This is a genomic window from Halorubrum sp. C191 (genome assembly GCF_002727095.1).
In the GTDB taxonomy this organism is placed as follows: Archaea; Halobacteriota; Halobacteria; order Halobacteriales; family Haloferacaceae; genus Halorubrum; species Halorubrum ezzemoulense.
Genome location: NZ_NHNZ01000047.1, coordinates 1 through 15,914, shown reverse-complemented (window position 1 = coordinate 15,914; position 15,914 = coordinate 1). Strand labels below are relative to the sequence as shown.

Annotated in this window: 16 protein-coding genes and 3 pseudogenes; 13 read left to right on the top strand and 6 right to left on the bottom strand. The window is 60.2% G+C overall.

What is annotated here, in order from left to right; genetic code table 11:
- Nucleotides 1-24: 24 nt before the first annotated feature.
- The 10 genes and pseudogenes from Z052_RS03660 (at nucleotide 25) to Z052_RS03615 (ending at nucleotide 8,183) form a co-directional block, all read left to right on the top strand.
- The gene (locus Z052_RS03660) at nucleotides 25-768 is read left to right on the top strand and encodes a cobalt-factor II C(20)-methyltransferase (RefSeq protein ID WP_099288840.1); all 744 of its coding nucleotides are present in this window, start codon (nucleotides 25-27) and stop codon (nucleotides 766-768) included.
- Entirely contained in the window at nucleotides 761-1,693 is a 933-nt protein-coding gene (locus Z052_RS03655; RefSeq protein WP_099288839.1) for a cobalt-precorrin-4/precorrin-4 C(11)-methyltransferase, read from the top strand. Before Z052_RS03660 ends, Z052_RS03655 begins: the two co-directional genes overlap by 8 nt.
- Nucleotides 1,693-2,697, top strand: coding sequence for a cobalt-precorrin 5A hydrolase (cbiG, locus tag Z052_RS03650; RefSeq protein WP_099288838.1), 1,005 nt, complete (start codon nucleotides 1,693-1,695; stop codon nucleotides 2,695-2,697). The genes Z052_RS03655 and cbiG overlap by 1 nt, the downstream gene beginning before the upstream one ends.
- Entirely contained in the window at nucleotides 2,694-3,647 is a 954-nt protein-coding gene (locus tag Z052_RS03645; protein ID WP_099288837.1) for a precorrin-3B C(17)-methyltransferase, read from the top strand. Before cbiG ends, Z052_RS03645 begins: the two co-directional genes overlap by 4 nt.
- Before the next feature lie 2 nt (nucleotides 3,648-3,649).
- Nucleotides 3,650-4,675, top strand: coding sequence for a precorrin-3B C(17)-methyltransferase (cobJ, locus tag Z052_RS03640; RefSeq protein WP_099288836.1), 1,026 nt, complete (start codon nucleotides 3,650-3,652; stop codon nucleotides 4,673-4,675).
- Nucleotides 4,665-4,946: a ferredoxin gene (locus Z052_RS03635; RefSeq protein WP_049932995.1), complete on the top strand. Its 282-nt coding sequence runs from the start codon at nucleotides 4,665-4,667 to the stop codon at nucleotides 4,944-4,946. Before cobJ ends, Z052_RS03635 begins: the two co-directional genes overlap by 11 nt.
- Nucleotides 4,943-5,656 carry a hypothetical protein gene (locus Z052_RS03630; protein ID WP_049932996.1) on the top strand — a complete coding sequence of 238 codons (714 nt, stop codon included), beginning with the start codon at nucleotides 4,943-4,945 and terminating at the stop codon, nucleotides 5,654-5,656. The genes Z052_RS03635 and Z052_RS03630 overlap by 4 nt, the downstream gene beginning before the upstream one ends.
- Nucleotides 5,653-6,870 (top strand): CbiX/SirB N-terminal domain-containing protein, encoded by a 1,218-nt coding sequence (locus Z052_RS03625; protein WP_049932997.1) that lies wholly within the window; start codon nucleotides 5,653-5,655, stop codon nucleotides 6,868-6,870. Before Z052_RS03630 ends, Z052_RS03625 begins: the two co-directional genes overlap by 4 nt.
- A 24-nt stretch (nucleotides 6,871-6,894) precedes the next feature.
- Nucleotides 6,895-7,272, top strand: a complete 378-nt coding sequence (locus Z052_RS03620) for a DUF3209 family protein (RefSeq protein WP_049932998.1) — start codon at nucleotides 6,895-6,897, stop codon at nucleotides 7,270-7,272.
- A 276-nt stretch (nucleotides 7,273-7,548) separates the two neighbouring features.
- Nucleotides 7,549-8,183 (top strand): annotated as a pseudogene (locus Z052_RS03615) (IS6 family transposase).
- Nucleotides 8,184-8,475: 292 nt separating this feature from the next.
- Here the strand turns inward: Z052_RS03615 and Z052_RS03610 are convergent.
- From Z052_RS03610 to Z052_RS03590, 5 genes and pseudogenes are all read right to left on the bottom strand, one after another.
- Nucleotides 8,476-9,336 carry a phosphate ABC transporter ATP-binding protein gene (locus Z052_RS03610; RefSeq protein ID WP_049932999.1) on the bottom strand — a complete coding sequence of 287 codons (861 nt, stop codon included), beginning with the start codon at nucleotides 9,334-9,336 and terminating at the stop codon, nucleotides 8,476-8,478.
- Nucleotides 9,333-10,190 carry a PstA family ABC transporter permease gene (locus tag Z052_RS03605; protein WP_049933000.1) on the bottom strand — a complete coding sequence of 286 codons (858 nt, stop codon included), beginning with the start codon at nucleotides 10,188-10,190 and terminating at the stop codon, nucleotides 9,333-9,335. Before Z052_RS03605 ends, Z052_RS03610 begins: the two co-directional genes overlap by 4 nt.
- Nucleotides 10,187-11,134, bottom strand: coding sequence for a phosphate ABC transporter permease subunit PstC (gene pstC, locus Z052_RS03600; protein ID WP_049933001.1), 948 nt, complete (start codon nucleotides 11,132-11,134; stop codon nucleotides 10,187-10,189). Before pstC ends, Z052_RS03605 begins: the two co-directional genes overlap by 4 nt.
- Nucleotides 11,128-12,114: a PstS family phosphate ABC transporter substrate-binding protein gene (locus Z052_RS03595; RefSeq protein WP_049933002.1), complete on the bottom strand. Its 987-nt coding sequence runs from the start codon at nucleotides 12,112-12,114 to the stop codon at nucleotides 11,128-11,130. The genes pstC and Z052_RS03595 overlap by 7 nt, the downstream gene beginning before the upstream one ends.
- A 229-nt stretch (nucleotides 12,115-12,343) precedes the next feature.
- Nucleotides 12,344-12,922, bottom strand: a pseudogene (locus Z052_RS03590) (IS6 family transposase).
- Between the two features lie 239 nt (nucleotides 12,923-13,161).
- On the opposite strand from Z052_RS03590, the gene Z052_RS03585 reads away from it, so the two are divergent.
- The 3 genes and pseudogenes from Z052_RS03585 to Z052_RS03575 all read left to right on the top strand — a co-directional run.
- A complete protein-coding gene (locus Z052_RS03585) occupies nucleotides 13,162-13,839 on the top strand; it encodes a helix-turn-helix domain-containing protein (RefSeq protein ID WP_049933003.1) in 678 nt (225 codons plus the stop codon).
- A gap of 259 nt (nucleotides 13,840-14,098) precedes the next feature.
- Nucleotides 14,099-14,866, top strand: coding sequence for an SDR family oxidoreductase (locus Z052_RS03580; protein WP_099288834.1), 768 nt, complete (start codon nucleotides 14,099-14,101; stop codon nucleotides 14,864-14,866).
- A gap of 93 nt (nucleotides 14,867-14,959) precedes the next feature.
- Nucleotides 14,960-15,109: pseudogene (locus Z052_RS03575) on the top strand (ISH3 family transposase); the annotation flags it as partial.
- 141 nt (nucleotides 15,110-15,250) lie between these two features.
- On the opposite strand, the gene Z052_RS20405 reads toward Z052_RS03575, so the two are convergent.
- Nucleotides 15,251-15,586, bottom strand: coding sequence for a recombinase family protein (locus tag Z052_RS20405; RefSeq protein ID WP_241897887.1), 336 nt, complete (start codon nucleotides 15,584-15,586; stop codon nucleotides 15,251-15,253).
- Nucleotides 15,587-15,914: the final 328 nt, after the last annotated feature.

The window sequence follows — 15,914 nt, the reverse complement described above, 5'->3', positions numbered from 1 at the left end:
GAGGGTCCGTGCCGGAGGCGTCGCATGACTCTGTACGGCGTGGGGCTCGGCCCCGGCGATCCCGACCTGATCTCCGTTCGCGGACGGGAGATCCTCGACGGGGTCGACGTGGTGTATTCTCCGGGTCGACTCTCGCGGGCGGTCGCGACCGAGCACGTCCCGGAGAGCCGGATCGGGGACCTCGATTTCCCGATGACGAGCGACGAAGAGCGGCTGCGCGAGGCGTGGAAGGAGGCCGCGGCCGAAATCGCCCCAGAAGCGCGCGCCGGCGACGCCGCGTTCGTCACGCTCGGCGACCCGAACGTGTATTCGACGTTCGGGCACCTCAGACGGACGCTCGACGCGTTCCATCCCGACATCGACGTGGAGGTCGTGCCCGGGATCAGCGCGATGACGGCGTTCGCGACGGCACTCAACGTCGAGGTCGAAGCCGGCGCCGGACTCGCGCTCCGCGAGGCCGCCGGCGGACACGCGCCGACCGGGCCCGACAGGATGATCCTTTTCAAAGTGACCAACGCCCCTGAGACGGCTCGCAAGCTCGATCGGGCGGGCTACGACGTGCGGTTCGGACGGCGGCTGTTCATGGACGCGGGCGAAACGGTCATCACCGACGACGCCGAGGCGGTGGCGGACCGCGACTACTACACGCTCGCGTACGCCAAACGCCGTGGGCTGGAAACGTCGCGGGCGACCGACGAGTTCGCGGCCGACGCGGACACGAACGGTCGCGTCTCCGCGACCACCGACGTGGAGGTCGGCGATGACTGACGGTCCGGTCGATTCGCAGGCGGCCATAGACGGCGTCGGCGACCGGACGGCGGGCGAACTCGATCCCCGGGTCCACGAGTACACCCCCGGCGAAGATCAAGAGGGGATTCCGTTCATCGGTGCCGGCCCAGGCGACCCCGGGCTCCTCACCGTGCGCGGCAAGGAGCTCGTCGACGAGGCTGACCTCGTCGTCCACGCCGGGTCGTTAGTCTCCAGCGCGCTCTTGGAGGAACACTGCGCCGACGCGGAGTTGGTGAACTCCGTAGGCAAAGACCTCGAAGAGCTCATTCCGCTGATGCGGGACGCCCACGAGAGCGGTCGTACCGTCGTTAGACTCCACAGCGGCGATCCAGCGGTGTACGGCGCCGCAATCGAGCAGATCGACGCGCTGGAAAGCGAGGGCGTCCCGGCGTATATCGTCCCCGGCGTCACCTCGTCGTTCGCGGCGGCGGCGACGCTGCGCACCCAACTCACGCTGAACGGCGTCGCGAACCACGTTGCGTTCACGCGTCCACGAGGGAAGACACTTGACGCCGAGGACGACCACGTCGCCGAATTCGTCGAGATGGGCGACGTGACGACTTGTATCTACCTCGGTACCCACGCAGTGAGTGATACGATGGACCGCCTGCTCGATCGCGACGGCGTCGACCCGGACACGCCGGTCGCGGTCGTCTATCACGCCTCGTGGGACGATGAGGACGTGATCACCGGATCGATCGCCGACATCGGCGAGAAGGTGGAGGCGGCGGGCTACCGCGCGTCCGCGATGGTCCTCATCGGCGAGGCTGCGACGGGCGCGGGGTACGAGCGGTCGTTCCTCTACGGCGATTGGGCGAACGGCGGAGCAGCCGACGCGGGGAGCGACGGATCGAATAGCGCCGGAGGCGCCGCGGAGACGACCGAAACAGAGGCAGACGACTAATGAGCACCGACAGCGACGACGGAACGAACGCGAGTAGCACCGACGCGACCGACGACTCCGGCGGCGGGCACTGTTCGACGGCGGATTCGGACGGCGAAGTGGCAGAAGAGATCGCGGTCATCAGCTTTGAGCGGAAGCTCGATACCGCCGAGGAAATCGTCGAGGAGATCGGCGACCGCTACGAGTCGATCGACGTGATCGAGTACCACGGCGACGTGTTCGCCGAGCATTGGGGCGAGTACGACTGCTTCGTCGGACTGATGGCCTCCGGGATCGCCATGCGGAAGACCGCGCCGTTGCTCGACGACAAGTGGGACGACCCCGCGATCGTCGTGATCGACGAGGAGCTTACTTGGGCGATCCCGATCACCGGCGGTCACCACGGCGCCAATCAAGTGGCAGATGACCTCGCGACGCTCGGCGCCGTGCCGGCGATGACCACCGCCTCAGAAGCAGCGGACAAACAGGGCGTCGAGAAGCAAGCGAAGGCGCTGTCCGCACACGTCGTCAACGGTGACTCCACGGTCGCGACGAACCTGGCCGTCCTCGACGACGAACTCGGCCCGGTCGAACGGCTCGACGGGCCGCGGGCAGTGCTGGTCGACGACGACGTGACGGTCCTCAAACGCAACCTCGACGATGGGGTCGTCCTCGGTACGGGCTCGGTTTCCGGTGCGGATAAAGGCCGATTCCACGATGCCTGGGACCGAGCGCTCTCCGAGGTCGATCGCGACTGGGCCGATGTCGAGTTCGTCGCCACTGGGACGCGAAAGGCCGATGAGGAAGGCCTTCTCGCCGCGGCCGCGACGCGTGACGTCGGAGTCGTCGCGTTCGACAAGGAGACCCTGCTCGAATTCGAGGGACCGACGCCGTCGAAGGCGAAAGAGCTCATCGGCTGGCCGGGCGTCGCCGAGGCGAGCGCCATCGCCGGCGGCGCCGACCACGAACTCGTTACGGAGAAGACCAGCTACGAGAACGAAGTGACCGTGGCGGTGGGGCGATGACCGGCAACGGCTCGTCTCCCGGCGGCGCGGACGAGGCGCCGGACGGCATGGGAACGCTGTACGTCGTCGGTATCGGTCCGGGACTCCCGCACGCGATGACCCAGCGGGCCCGCGACGTGATACGCCACGCCGACTGCGTCATCGCCTCGAACCTCTACCAAGAATTCCTCCGGCGGGACGGCACCATTCCGCCCGAGTCGCGGACGGAGGATGCCGCCGCCACGGACGGCGGTGCCGCGGTCGGCTCGGTCGACGACAGTACCGACCACGCCGGCTGGACGGTCGGAAACGTCGGCACCCATCCCGACGGCGAGACCGTCGAGATCGTTCGGTCCTCGATGGGCCAGCAGATCGAACTCGCCCGGGAGGCGTTCGAGCGCGTCCGAGACGGACAAGACGTGGCGCACGTCTCCGGGGGCGATCCCAACGTGTACGGGAAGTCTGATCTCGTTTATTTGATGGCCGACGAGGACGACGCCGACGACGTCCCGATCGAGATCGTGCCCGGCGTGACGGCCGCGCTCGGCGGTGCCGCGATGGTCGGCGCGCCGCTCTCGAACGACTTCTGTACGATCTCGCTGTCGGACAAGTGGCGCGGTTGGGAGGAAATCGCAGAGAAGCTTCGCGCTGCGGCGGTGTCGGACTTTTCGATCGTCCTCTACAACTGCTGGCGTGACTACGAGCGCGCGATCGAGGTGCTCCGGGAACACCGCACCGACGACGCCCTGGTCGCGATCGTCAACGACGCCGGGCGCGGCGAGGCCGGCCGTAACTTGGACGACGAGACGTACACGGTGACGACACTGGGCGAGGCGACCGACCACGACGACGAGGTCGGCGGCATGGGCACATCCCTGATCGTCGGCACCCACGAGACGGAAATCTGGGAGAACGACTACGACCAGTTCCTCGTCACCCCGCGTGGCGGGCGAGATGTCGACGACTTCTGACAATGAGTGACACCACCTGCGGACCGACGGACGAATCGAGCTCGAACTGCGGCGGCAGCGATCCCGAGACGGCGATCGACGGTGGCCGCGCAGCGAACGACGCGGCCACCGACGGGGGAGCGGCGACGGAAAACACTAGCGCGTCGTCGCCGTCGTGCGGCGCGAGCGACTCCAACGGCACCTCCTCGTGTGGTAGTACGAAATCTTCGGCGACGGACGAGAAGGTCGGATCGACCGCTGACGACTTCGACGCCAACCCGGGACGGCTGTTCGCCGTCGGACTCGGCCCCGGGCAGCCGGAGGGAATGACGCAGCGTGCTAAGGCGGCACTACTGGAGGCGGAACACATCGTCGGATACACAACGTATATCGACCTGATTCCGGACGACATCACCGAGGCCGCCGACGAGCTGTACGACACGCCGATGTGCGGCGAAGTCTCTCGGACCGAAGAAGCGGTCGACCGCGCGCTCGCGGGCAACGACGTCGCAATCGTCGGCTCCGGCGATCCGAACGTGTACGCGCTCGGCGGACTCGCCTTAGAAATCATCGAGTCGAAGGGTGCGACGGCATCGGCGCTCGACTTCGAAGTCGTCCCCGGCGTCCCGGCCGCGCAGTCGTGTGCCGCTCGCGTCGGCGCGCCGCTCGTCAACGACTCGGTGTCGATCTCGCTGTCGGACCACCTCACGCCGATGGCGGACATCGAGTCGCGACTCCACGCGGTCGCGGCAGAGGGGTTCACGATCGCGATATACAACCCGTGGAGCCGGAAGCGACGCGAGAACTTCGAGACGGCCTGCGAGATCCTCTCGGAACACCGGCCGGCCGACACGCCGGTGGGTGTCGTCCACGGCGCCGGGCGCGACGACGAGGCCGTCGAAATCGTCGAACTCGGCGAACTGAAGTCGCTCGGCGAGACCGACCTCATCGACATGACGACCACGCTGCTCGTCGGCAACGAGGAGACGTACGTCTGGGACGGCCGGATGATCACCCCGCGCGGCTACGAGAGCAAATATGACTACTGAGCACGTCGACACCGGGACGACGTACCGCGTTTCCGTCGATCTGAACGCCTGCGACGGCGTCTTCGCCTGCCTCGTCCGCGACGATCGGTTCGTCGAGGCCGACGGGGGGCTCGTAGGCTTCGATCCCGCGGACGCCGTGACCTCGGTCGAACGTACCTCGGACAAGGCTGCCGCGACGTTCTGTGACGAGCGTATCGACGAGGCACAGGCAGCCGCGACGGCCTGTCCGCTGGACGCGATCAGCGTCGAGGAACGCGAGGGCGAGATATGAGCGCCGTCGAGACGACGCCGGACGACATGCTCGCCCGTCACCCGGAGACTGCCTATTTCTGGGGCCACGTCGCCGGCGGCGGACGAGTGACCGATCAGGGGATCGAGATCGAAGTCAGCGATGAGGACGCCGCACGCCGCCTGTCCGCGATCTCTGGTGGCGGAACCGTCGATCATCGGATCGCTGAGCGCGACTTCGCACATGACACGGCAGTCACCCGGCAGGCCGACGAATACACGGTACAGATCATCGACCCGACGCTGGCCGCGAATGCCGCTGCGGCGCTCGGATTGCCGGTGGGATCGGATCCCGGCGGGTATCGGTTCGACGCCCTCCGCGACCACCGTCGAGAGCTGCTTCGCGGGTTGTTGGAGGCGTGCGGCGTCGTCTGCTTCCGCGAGTCGAGCGCCTCGGTCGGCATCTCGTTCGTCCACGACGACGCCCGGCTGTTGGAGCGGATCCGGACATCGCTCGACGTGGCGGGGTTCGACTCCGAAGAACCGCAACCGTCGTCGTCGGGCGGATACTGGTTCGGCGTCGCTGACGGCGACACGGCCGCGTTCGCTGAATGGGTCTACGAGGGCGCAGGCGACAGCGGGCTGTTCGCGACAAGCCGTCGTCAAAAGGCGCTCCGAAGCGTCGAGCGGGCCACAGGCCTCGATGTGGGAAGCCTTATCGAACCGATCGACACGGACGGAGGAGACTCATGAGCCGGACGGCAGACGCCGTCGGAATCGGCGACGAAGAGACAGCACTGCTCGTCGGCCACGGCTCTCGTCGGGACAAGTCGAACGAGGCAGTACGCGAACTCGCGGCCGGTCTCGAGGATCGTCTCGGCGTCTCGACCGACGCTGCGTTCCTCGAACTCGCGGAACCGTCGATCCCCGACGCCATCGGCACGCTTGCGCACAGTTCGTCGCGCATAACGATGGTGCCGCTGTCGCTGTTTGCGGCCAGTCACGTCAAAAACGACCTCCCGCTCGCCATGAAGCGAGCGCGAAGCGAACACCCGGGCGTTACCTTCCATGCGGGCGCGCACCTCGGCATTCATCCCGCGATACTCGACCTCCTCGACGATCGGTCGCGGGACGTGGAGGCACAGTTGGGGGTCGACCGCGACGACGACGACGTCGCCGTCGTGGTCTGTGCTCGCGGCTCCTCAGACCCGGACTCAAACGCCGACGTACACAAGCTCGCCAGATTGCTGTACGAGGGTCGCTCGTTTGATCGGGTGGAAGCCGGGTTCATCGGTGTCACCGAACCGCTCCTCGACGAGGTGCTCCACGACGTCGCAAAGACCCGACCAGATGTAATCGTCGTGCTGCCGTACATGCTCGGCGACGGCGTCCTGACCGGTCGGATCCGCGAGGGGGCAGCTGAGTTCGACGCAGAGTACCCGTACGTCGACGCCGCGGCCGGCGACCCGCTTGGAACGGACACCCGTCTGCTAGACGTTCTTTCGGACCGGTGGCAAGAGGCGCGGACCGGCTCGGTCGACATGTCGTGTGACACGTGTAAGTACAAAGTAGAGCTTGATGGGTACGAGGAAGACGAAGGAGGAGCGCGTGCGATGCTCCGCGCACTAACTCACCAGCAGGCACACGAGGATCGCGACGACGTCGCCGACGAACCGCACGCTCACGACGCGCCTGAGACCCACCTCGCCGTCTGTACGAACCAGACGTGCGCGGCGGACGGTTCGCCCGCCGTTCTGGAAAAACTCCGTCAGGCCGCGCGAGACGCCGACGCAGACGTTCACGTCACGCGATCGTCGTGTTTCGATCAGTGCGGCGACGGCCCGATCGTCGCGCAGTATCCCGACGGCGTATGGTACGGGACCTGCGACGATGAGGACGCCGATCGAATCGTCTCCGCCGTCGAGCGGGACCGAATCGTTAGCGACCTCGTTCACCAGACAATATGACCGACAATCAGACTTCGATCCACGATGAGTTGTGACGAAATCGAAGCCCTGCGGCTCGGGCTTATGAACACCCTCGGAAACTCGGACGACGCGGTTCGACGGCACGCAGAGCAGGAAATCGGTGATAAACTCGACGGAGACACACCGATCGCCGCCCTCTCGGCAGCCGAGTCCCTAACGGAACTCCAACGACATCTTGACGCCGCACTCGTCGACTTAGAGGAAACAGTCGCAGCCCTCGACGCGGACGACCCGGAATACGCGTACACTCGAGGACGCCTCGTGGCCGTCCGGGACGCCGAGCGATCGTTGGCTCGACTCGCCGACTCGGGCGAATCGCTCCTCAACGATCTCGGGGATTCCCATCACACGCTTCACGAGGTTTTCCCCACCGAGGGGTGAACTCGCGGGAGAAACGGATGGGCGCTACAGGATTGTGAGCCTCTGAGAGACGGTCACCTCGCTCCGTTCGGCGCTACGTCTCTCGTGGCTCAAATCCTTTGGCCCAGTTTTGATTACTCGTTCCGCTCGGCGTCAGAAACATGGGCGCTACAGGATTCTTACCAAACCGCAAGACAGCACGAGGGTTGGACTGCTATCCATTCAATCAACCCCCGGAAATGTCCGCGGTGTTCAGATAAGGATTGAAAAGTGAGGCGGTGCGTCTTCAGAGTGTCTATGCCCGAAAACGACCGCCTCAACGGCTGTTTAGACGAGATCAAGTTAGATTTTGTGGAGCGAGAGGCAACACCGCGGCTGTTGATGAAGCTCAGTATTCAGCTTCATTCAGCAGGATTATCGTTTTCAAATACTGTTTCGTTTCCTGGGGTATTCGGTGTTGGACGAGTGCGCTCCACCGTTCACAACTGGGTTCACAAAGCCGATCTACAGCCGGAATCTGGTCGGAGCCCGAATCACATTGCGGTTGATGAGACTGTGATTCGGCTTGACTATGAACAATATTGGCTGTACGCTGCTGTCGATCCGGAAACGAACGATCTGCTTCATACACAGCTTGAGCCGACAACAAATAACGCTCTCGCAGATCGGTTTTTCACTGATCTCTGTGACAAACACGACGTGGATAACGCAACCGTTCTCATAGATGGATCAGCTTCACTCCAGAAAGCCTGTCGCAAACACGACCTCGATTTCAGATACGAGCGACATGGAAATCGGAACAGCGCCGAACGTGTCTTTCGTGAGGTAAAACGCAGAACTGCCAGTTCTCAAACTATTTTAGAAACGCCAAAGCAGAAACTGCTGACGAGTGGTTCAGATCATTCGCTTTCGCATGGAACCAGCTTATCTGAACACTACGCCTGAAAGAACGCAAATTTTAAATATTCTGGACCATTTGAAGAGACAATCAGATAATTATCAACCCAATACTTATTATTCTGATCCTCCGTTCACCAGACTCTATCTGCGAATCAATTTGATCTAGCAATCGAAAGTTCGTATCTTGATGCTCTATGATTTGAGAATCTCCGTTCACTTCCTCAGGATCAATATCTGCCTGAATTGTTCTTTAAGTCCGTCTGTCAACTACTTCCGCCCCCTCAAATACGGGTCTAGAGATAGACTCTATTTTTACTACCTTGTTCACTGCTTGTCATCGCCGGCAGTCGACCCTTTACTCCCGTCAGGGGCCGGTGGTGTGGCCGTCTGCTCGGCAGGTGTGTCGTCGCGGTCAACCGGTGTTGTACCGCCAATAAACGTCTTTGTCCGCTCCTCTTGTGGATCTTCGAAGAACGACTGAACGTCGTTGCTCTCGATAACCTCTCCGAGATAGAGGAACACGACCTCGTCGGCGAGTCGGCGTGCCTGAGCCATACTGTGGGTGACAAGAATAATCGTATACTCGGATTTTAATTTTCTGAGCGTCTTCTCGACGCTTTCGGCCGACACCGGATCGAGCGCGGAGGTCACCTCGTCACAGAGCAACACGTCCGGCTCGACAGCCAATGACCGGGCGACACAGAGCCGCTGGATTTGTCCGGTTGATAGCTCCGCGCCCGGCGCGTCAAGCCGATCGGCGACCTCATCCCAGAGGTTGACTTTCCGGAGATAGGTTTCGACCTTCTCGTCGAGATCGGCCTTCGACTCGTAGTCACCGTGGATGCGCAGCCCGTAGGCAACGTTTTCGTAGATCGACACCGGCAGTGCGGTCGGGGTCTGGGGAACGTAGCCGATTTGTCTGCGTATCTCCGGGGCTGGCACGTTGGTATTGTACACCGAGTCCCCGGAGAGCAAGACATCACCGTCGATCTCAACGTTCTCTTGAATATCGTGAAGCCGGTTGAGCGATTTCAACAGCGTCGATTTCCCACAGCCGGAAGGGCCAATAATTGTTGTGAGCGTGTTGGCCGGGAAGTCGATAGAGACTCCTTTGACGGCTTCGATTTCGCGGTCGCCGGTGTACGTTACTGAAAGCTGGTCTGTCGTGAGTGGGATCTCTGTCATCTGTTTCCTCCGGGTGTATATCGCGCGTAGCGGCCGGCTAACAGCTTCGAGAGGAGGATCAAGCCGAGCACAGCAATAGTCAACACGAACGCCGCCGCGTAGGCGTGGGAACGAACCTCAGGATTAAACGACATCGCCTGATCGAAAATGAGCACCGGCAGCGTCGTCGCCGCCTCGAACAGTCCACCAGGCATCCGGGTGCTTCGGCCGGTGGTAAACAGCACGGTTGCCGCATCGCCAATACCGCGGGCAAACCCCATCACCAAGCCGGCGATAACGCCTGGTGCGGCCGCCCGAACGGTCATCCGCATGCTCTCAAACCGGGTCGCACCAAGCCCGTAGGTCGATTCTCGAACCGTCTCCGGGGCTGCACGCAACGCCTCGTCGGTGTAGCGCGTCATAATCGGGTACTGGAAGATAGCGATAGCGACGATGCCGAAAAATAAACTTGTCTGGGCACCTGTAGCGATGATGATCGTCAACACGAAGACGCCGTAGACGATTGGCGGGGTACCCCACAGCACGTTGAGAAACATGTTCACAGCGTCGGAAAACCGTTTACTGGAGTAGTCGCTCTGGAGATAGACCGCCGTCGACACCGCAGCCACCATTGAGACGATGGTTGCCGGGCCGACAATAAAGAGGCTGCCAAGCACTGCATGTAGAAAGCCTCCCGTTCCTTCGAGCATGTATCGCGAGCCGGGTGGCGTGAGTACAATCGATGGATCGGCAAGCAACACGCCCCCACCTCTGACGACGGTGACCCCGATGACCAACAGTAACACACCGACGACAAGCAGGGCGGCCGCCCGCACCGCGATACCGAACAGTCGCTGTGTGGTATAGCGGTTCATTGGTACTGCCACCGCCGTTTGAGCCGCCGCTGGACGAGCATCGCCCCGAAGTTAAACAGCCAGACGACGACGACGAGCATCAGCCCGACAAATATCAACGCCGACTGTGTGAGCGGGAGCGACATCAGCTCGCCGAAATCATTGACGATCAGCGTTGGCAGCGTCTGGCCGGTCGAGAAGACCGAGGTGGGAATCTGTGTCTGGCCGCCGATCAGCAACGCTGGTACGATCGTCGCGCCGAACACGCGCCCAAAGCCGAGTAAGATCGCCGAAAAAATCCCAGGCCCAGCCGCCCGAAGCAACACCGATCGGATCGTCTCAAACTTGGTTGCGCCGACGCCGAGCGACGTTTCCCGCAGCTCGTCGGGGAGCGATTCGAGCGACTCGACCGACAGCGAGGTCATAAACGGGGTGACGACGATCGCCATCACAAGACTGACAGTAAAGATGCCGACGCCAGCGGTGCTCTCGTTGAACACCGGGGCGACGTAGCTACCGATAAACGGCACGACGACGATCAGTGCGACCAGCCCGAAGATCACACTCGGGATCGCCGCCAACACATCGATCAGTGCGGCGACGAGTGTTTTTGTTCGCCCTTCAGCGTACTCGGCGATATAGATCGCCGCACCGAGCGCAATCGGAACCCCCATTACCATCGAGAGTGCGGTGACGTAGACGGTACCGACGATCGCCGGCAAAAAGCCGAAATTGTTCCGCGCAGGGTCCCAGTTTGTAGAGGTTAACATCGAACTCAGCGGATACTCCGAGAGGATTGGCAGCGATCGGTAGAACAGTAGTAGTGTGATCCCCCCAAACAGCGCGATCGCCAGATACCCCGCCAGGGTGAGCCAGTAGCTACTGTAGCGTTCGGCAAGCAGCCGTCGGCCGAGGCGGCTCGACCGAGCCCGCTTCCGCAGACTGTCGGTGTCGGTGGTCACGATTCCGTGTTGTTTTCCAAGGTCGCTCGTCCATCTTCAAGACGGTCTTCCGTTAGAGGGACGTAACCGTTTTCGGAGACATACTGTTGGCCGTCAGTGAGCACCCACTGTATAAACGGCGCGACAGAGGCGTCGAACGTGCCGTTTGCGGCGAGCCACATCTCGCGGGCCGGCGGTGCCGGGTAGTCGCCGCGCTCAACGGCCGCGAGCAACTCGCCGCGAGTTTGATAGAACGACTCCGATTCAGAGAGTCCGTCACCGTTTTGATCAAGGGGAATCGGCCGGATATCACCGTCGAGTTCGCCGCTGTCGAGATTGTAGACGTAATTGACGTTGTTCATCGCGATGGCGTTCTCGCTCTCGCCGAGCGACTGGGCAACCGGCTGATCGCCATTGAAGTTGCCGTCCGAGAGTCCCTCAAGATCGTCTTGTGTGTAGGCGTCGCCTTCGCCGCCGAGGAACTCACCCCACTTTTTGTACGCCGCAGAGGCGTCCGAACGGCCGTAGACGACGATCTCGGCGTCAACACCGGCGTCTGGAAACAGTTCTCCCCAGTTAGTGATCTCTTTAGTAAATATTGCTTCTAACTCCGCTCTAGTTACCCCCTGTGATTGAATCTGATCGATAACCGGGTTGTCTTTATTAACCGTTCCCACGACGGTGTCGATCAACATCGGCACCGCGACCAGCCCGCGTTCAAGTTCCTCTTCAAAGGGTTCACGCCCCATCATTGCTACATCAACCTGATTATTAAACAGATCTGACACTCCGACCCCAGTGCCGCCGCCGGAGATATCGAAGGCAAGGTCGCTTTGCTCAGCATAGATGTCAGCCCACACCTGTACCATCGGCAGTGGCCCGACGCCACCAGAAATCCGCACTGTTTGGCCGCCATCGTCGCCGCCGAGACAGCCGGTAAGTGAAACCGCGGTGCCGGCAGCCGCCGCGTTCAGCACAGACCGTCGTGAATGCCGTCGTGCCATCACTCATTGGAAGGCTTTACTAAATATAATTGCTCATTAAACGACAAATGTGGGCTGTTCACCGACATACCTGTAATTGTTGCTCCTATCTAAGTTCAATATGTGAGACAAAATACAAATTACTAATCAAGTCGCAGATGCCGGCAAGAAATCTGACCTTGCGGTCGTGTTAATTTTGACGTGAATTGTGATAGACGGCGAAGGCTTCGAGCCAGTTTTGAGCTGTCTCTCACGCGACATTGCTAAAACTGTTCGCAAACGAAGATGTTCGTCGTTTTATTTCTCAAAAGACACGTTCGATGGCATTCCAACTTCCATGCCGAATGACTTAAAATCGATAGCCGTCTTCAGCGAGGATTGAGCCAAGATAGTCTGCGTCATCGACGAGAAATTCCACGTTATCGAGCTGATAGCGCCGGTGTAGCTCGGTGAGAAACTATCGCGTCGTCTGTTTATTTGTGGTTGGAAAGAGGCTCACGGGGAGGATCCCGTTCGTCTGTGGATCAACCGCGCCGTACAGCCAGAACTGCTGGCCGTGGAGGCGGATCATCTTCTCGTCAGCCGCGAGTTGATTCTCGGAGACGGTTGAGATCGGCTGTAGATTGGCTTTATGAACCCAGTTATGAACCGCAACGTAGCTCCGATCGATCCCAAACAGTTCAAGATGTTTACTTGCCTCACGAAGTGACATACCGACCAAATGACAGCGGAGCCCTAGTTCAATCGCCCAGCGAGGCGTTCGACCTCGCTCCACAAACGGCAAGTCGATCCACGTGATACGTTCGCTGAGGCGGCCGAATTCTGGCATAGACACTCAGAAATTGTCCGCCTCATCCTCTAACTTAACGCGACCACGATCAGACCACAGAAACTTTCACTTGAATAGCGACTGACATCAGTAGATGACGCAGCGCGACTCTGGGACGTGAGCGAGAAGCTGACTGGCGTCGAGTATGACTTCGAGACAACCGAGACGGTGAAAGCACCACAGTGAGTCTCCCCAGCGTGGAAACTCGAAATTAAATAGACCGAAGCCAACTATCACCCATGGTACTCGTCGCCGAGATTCTCCTGGCTGACCGCACGCTCCCACTCGTTGGACTTGCAGAAGCGATTCCAAGCGGTGAGCTATCGATCTCGAACCCGTTTATTCTCAACAATAACAAGATACTGATGACGGTAACTGTCGATACAGGTTCGCACGGTGTGTTCGATCGAAAACTGGATTCGGCTACGGAGGTTATCAATGCGATGGAAATTGGACAAACCGCCGACGGCTGGTTCTATCAACTCATCGTGAGAGATGACTCGAATCTTGCCCGGTCTCACGACCCAGAAGAAATTGAGGGAGTTGTCATGGATGCAACAGTGACCAGCGAAGGGATTCGCGAACAGAAGGTGTTCTCGGATTACGAGTCGTTGGCCACACTGCGAGATCGATGTAAGGTCCACGACATTCCATTCGAGCTGTTAAAGATCGCGTCAGACCCCGAGAACGACGGCGAACGCGACCAGTTCGGGTTGACCGACAAGCAGTACCGGGCCATCTCGATCGCCTTCGCCGAGGGGTACTACGATTCTCCGCGTGAATTCACGACGGATGATCTTGCGTCCGAACTCGATGTCTCAGCCGCCGCGGCGTCTGATCTCCTGCGCAGAGCTGAGAGGCAGCTGATAAGCGAGACTGTTGGTCCACAGCAGTATATGAGTGTCTTGCCGCAGTAGCCTCGGACTCTTTCGGGATTCCATTGACTGTTCCATGTGAGTAAATCTTGTCTCTCGGTCGCTTTTCGCCAGACTGTCGTCTGATCCCTCGCACCCTCTGACCCCACAGGTTGTCGCACCCAGCGTTTAATTTAGCGGAGTGTGACTCCATCAGAATCCCGCTCAATACCCTGGAGTGTGAAGTATGGTCATTTGTCTATATAAATGGGTTTACTGGTAAGCACAACTCGCTCCTTCCGGTATCACATATCTTCTGTTGATGTCTGATAACCCATCGACTGACAGCAAGTACCTTTCCGACAGTGTTGCGATTGTAACTGGCGCATCTTCAGGAATCGGCGAGGCGACTGCCGAAGCACTTGCCACAGAGGGCGCAAGCGTCGTGCTTGCAGCACGGCGTGTCGACGAACTCGAAGCGCTCGCGGACCGAATCACCACGGAAGGTGGAGACGCACTCGTCGTCGAAACCGATGTCACGGAGGAAGACGATATTGACACACTGGTCGAGACGACTATTGACGAGTACGGCCAGATCGATGTCCTCGTGAACAACGCCGGCGTGATGCTTCTCGAGCCACTGGAACGAGCAGACCGGTCGAATCTCCGGCAGATGGTCGAAGTGAATCTGATAGGGCTGATGAATCTCACGCACGCTGTGGTCCCCATCATGCAACAGCAAGACGGTGGCCACGTCGTCAACGTCTCGTCAGTTGCGGGGCGGGAAACGATGACCAACGGAAGTGGCTACAACGCCACGAAGTTCGGTGTCACTGCCTTCACCGATGCCATTCGACAGGAACTCTCGCCACAGGACATCCGAACCACGGTCATCGAACCGGGTGCGGTTGATACTGAACTCCCGACTCACATCACTGACGAGCAACTGCTTGAACAACTTTCCGAAGTGGATATGCCAACGCTGGTTCCCGAAGACATTGCCCGTGGAATCGTGTACGCAACGAACCAACCCGAACACGTCGACGTCAACGAACTCATGATTCGCCCGACTGGACAAACGATGAACTAGCACCAGCCTCTAAGCCTCGCAGCCGATCGCATCTTCAGTACCTCACAAAGCGAGTTAGTTAGAACGTCTGCTTGCTGAAGATGTGTTCAAGACCTGGCGACGCCCCGCCGAGGCGGACGTCGCCTCTGGTGGTGGCCGTACAAGGAGTTCGTCAATATGGTTCGACGGGCTGCGTGAACTGCCCTCGCAGTGCGTCGGGTCGTCCGCGCGAACCGGCCATCTGACGACCGGTTCCACCGGTAGTCACTGACCGAGCAAGCATCTTCGCAAGTGGCAACGCTGTCGCGTCGGCGGCTGACCGCCGCCGACAGCGACAACTCCGTCTTCGATCAGCGTTGCTCAACCGTGATCGACGACTCATCACAACAGAACAGGTGGTTCAGGTCACGCTAACTGGCAATGCTTTGTGAGGTACTGATACTGAATCACAGAAAAGTGCTCGTCGCGGCAGATCCGTCGATCGTCCCACACCACGAGGTGCGAATACTCGCCAGCTTCAAGATCGCTGACGCATACTTGAATGCGATCGTTCTGGTCTAGGAGGCCCGCCGAATTATCTCGTGTCATCGTCGAGAAGCCAGTGTGGATCCAGAGATCGAGAACCTCCACCTCGTCGGCGGCGTCCTTCGCGAAACCTTGGACCAGCTCACGCTGGTCTTCGAGCCCAACGTCATCATCGTCACCCTTCGACTTCCGGATCCACGCGAGTGCTTTACTCATCGACGACCGTCACCTCTAGAGAGCTTCCCGATTTGACCTTCCTGTTGAGTCTCTTTCCGTCAAGATCCATACCTCGGCGAGCCCTTCCGGAACTGTAACCTTGTACTGCCCGTTCGCCCCCTGACTGACTCTCGTTTTCGCCATCTCTGTATAGGCCCATTATTAAGGCTAGAATTAGTTCTAATGTAGGTGTTCAGAAAACCCCCGTTTCTTGTACGGTCGCTCGTCTGTAGGAGATTGTTAGTACAGTCGTCGCTAGTTGAGCCGAGGGCTAATCGACCTTCTAGGCATCTCTACCGTGAACCCCTAATTTCAGTCGATCACATCG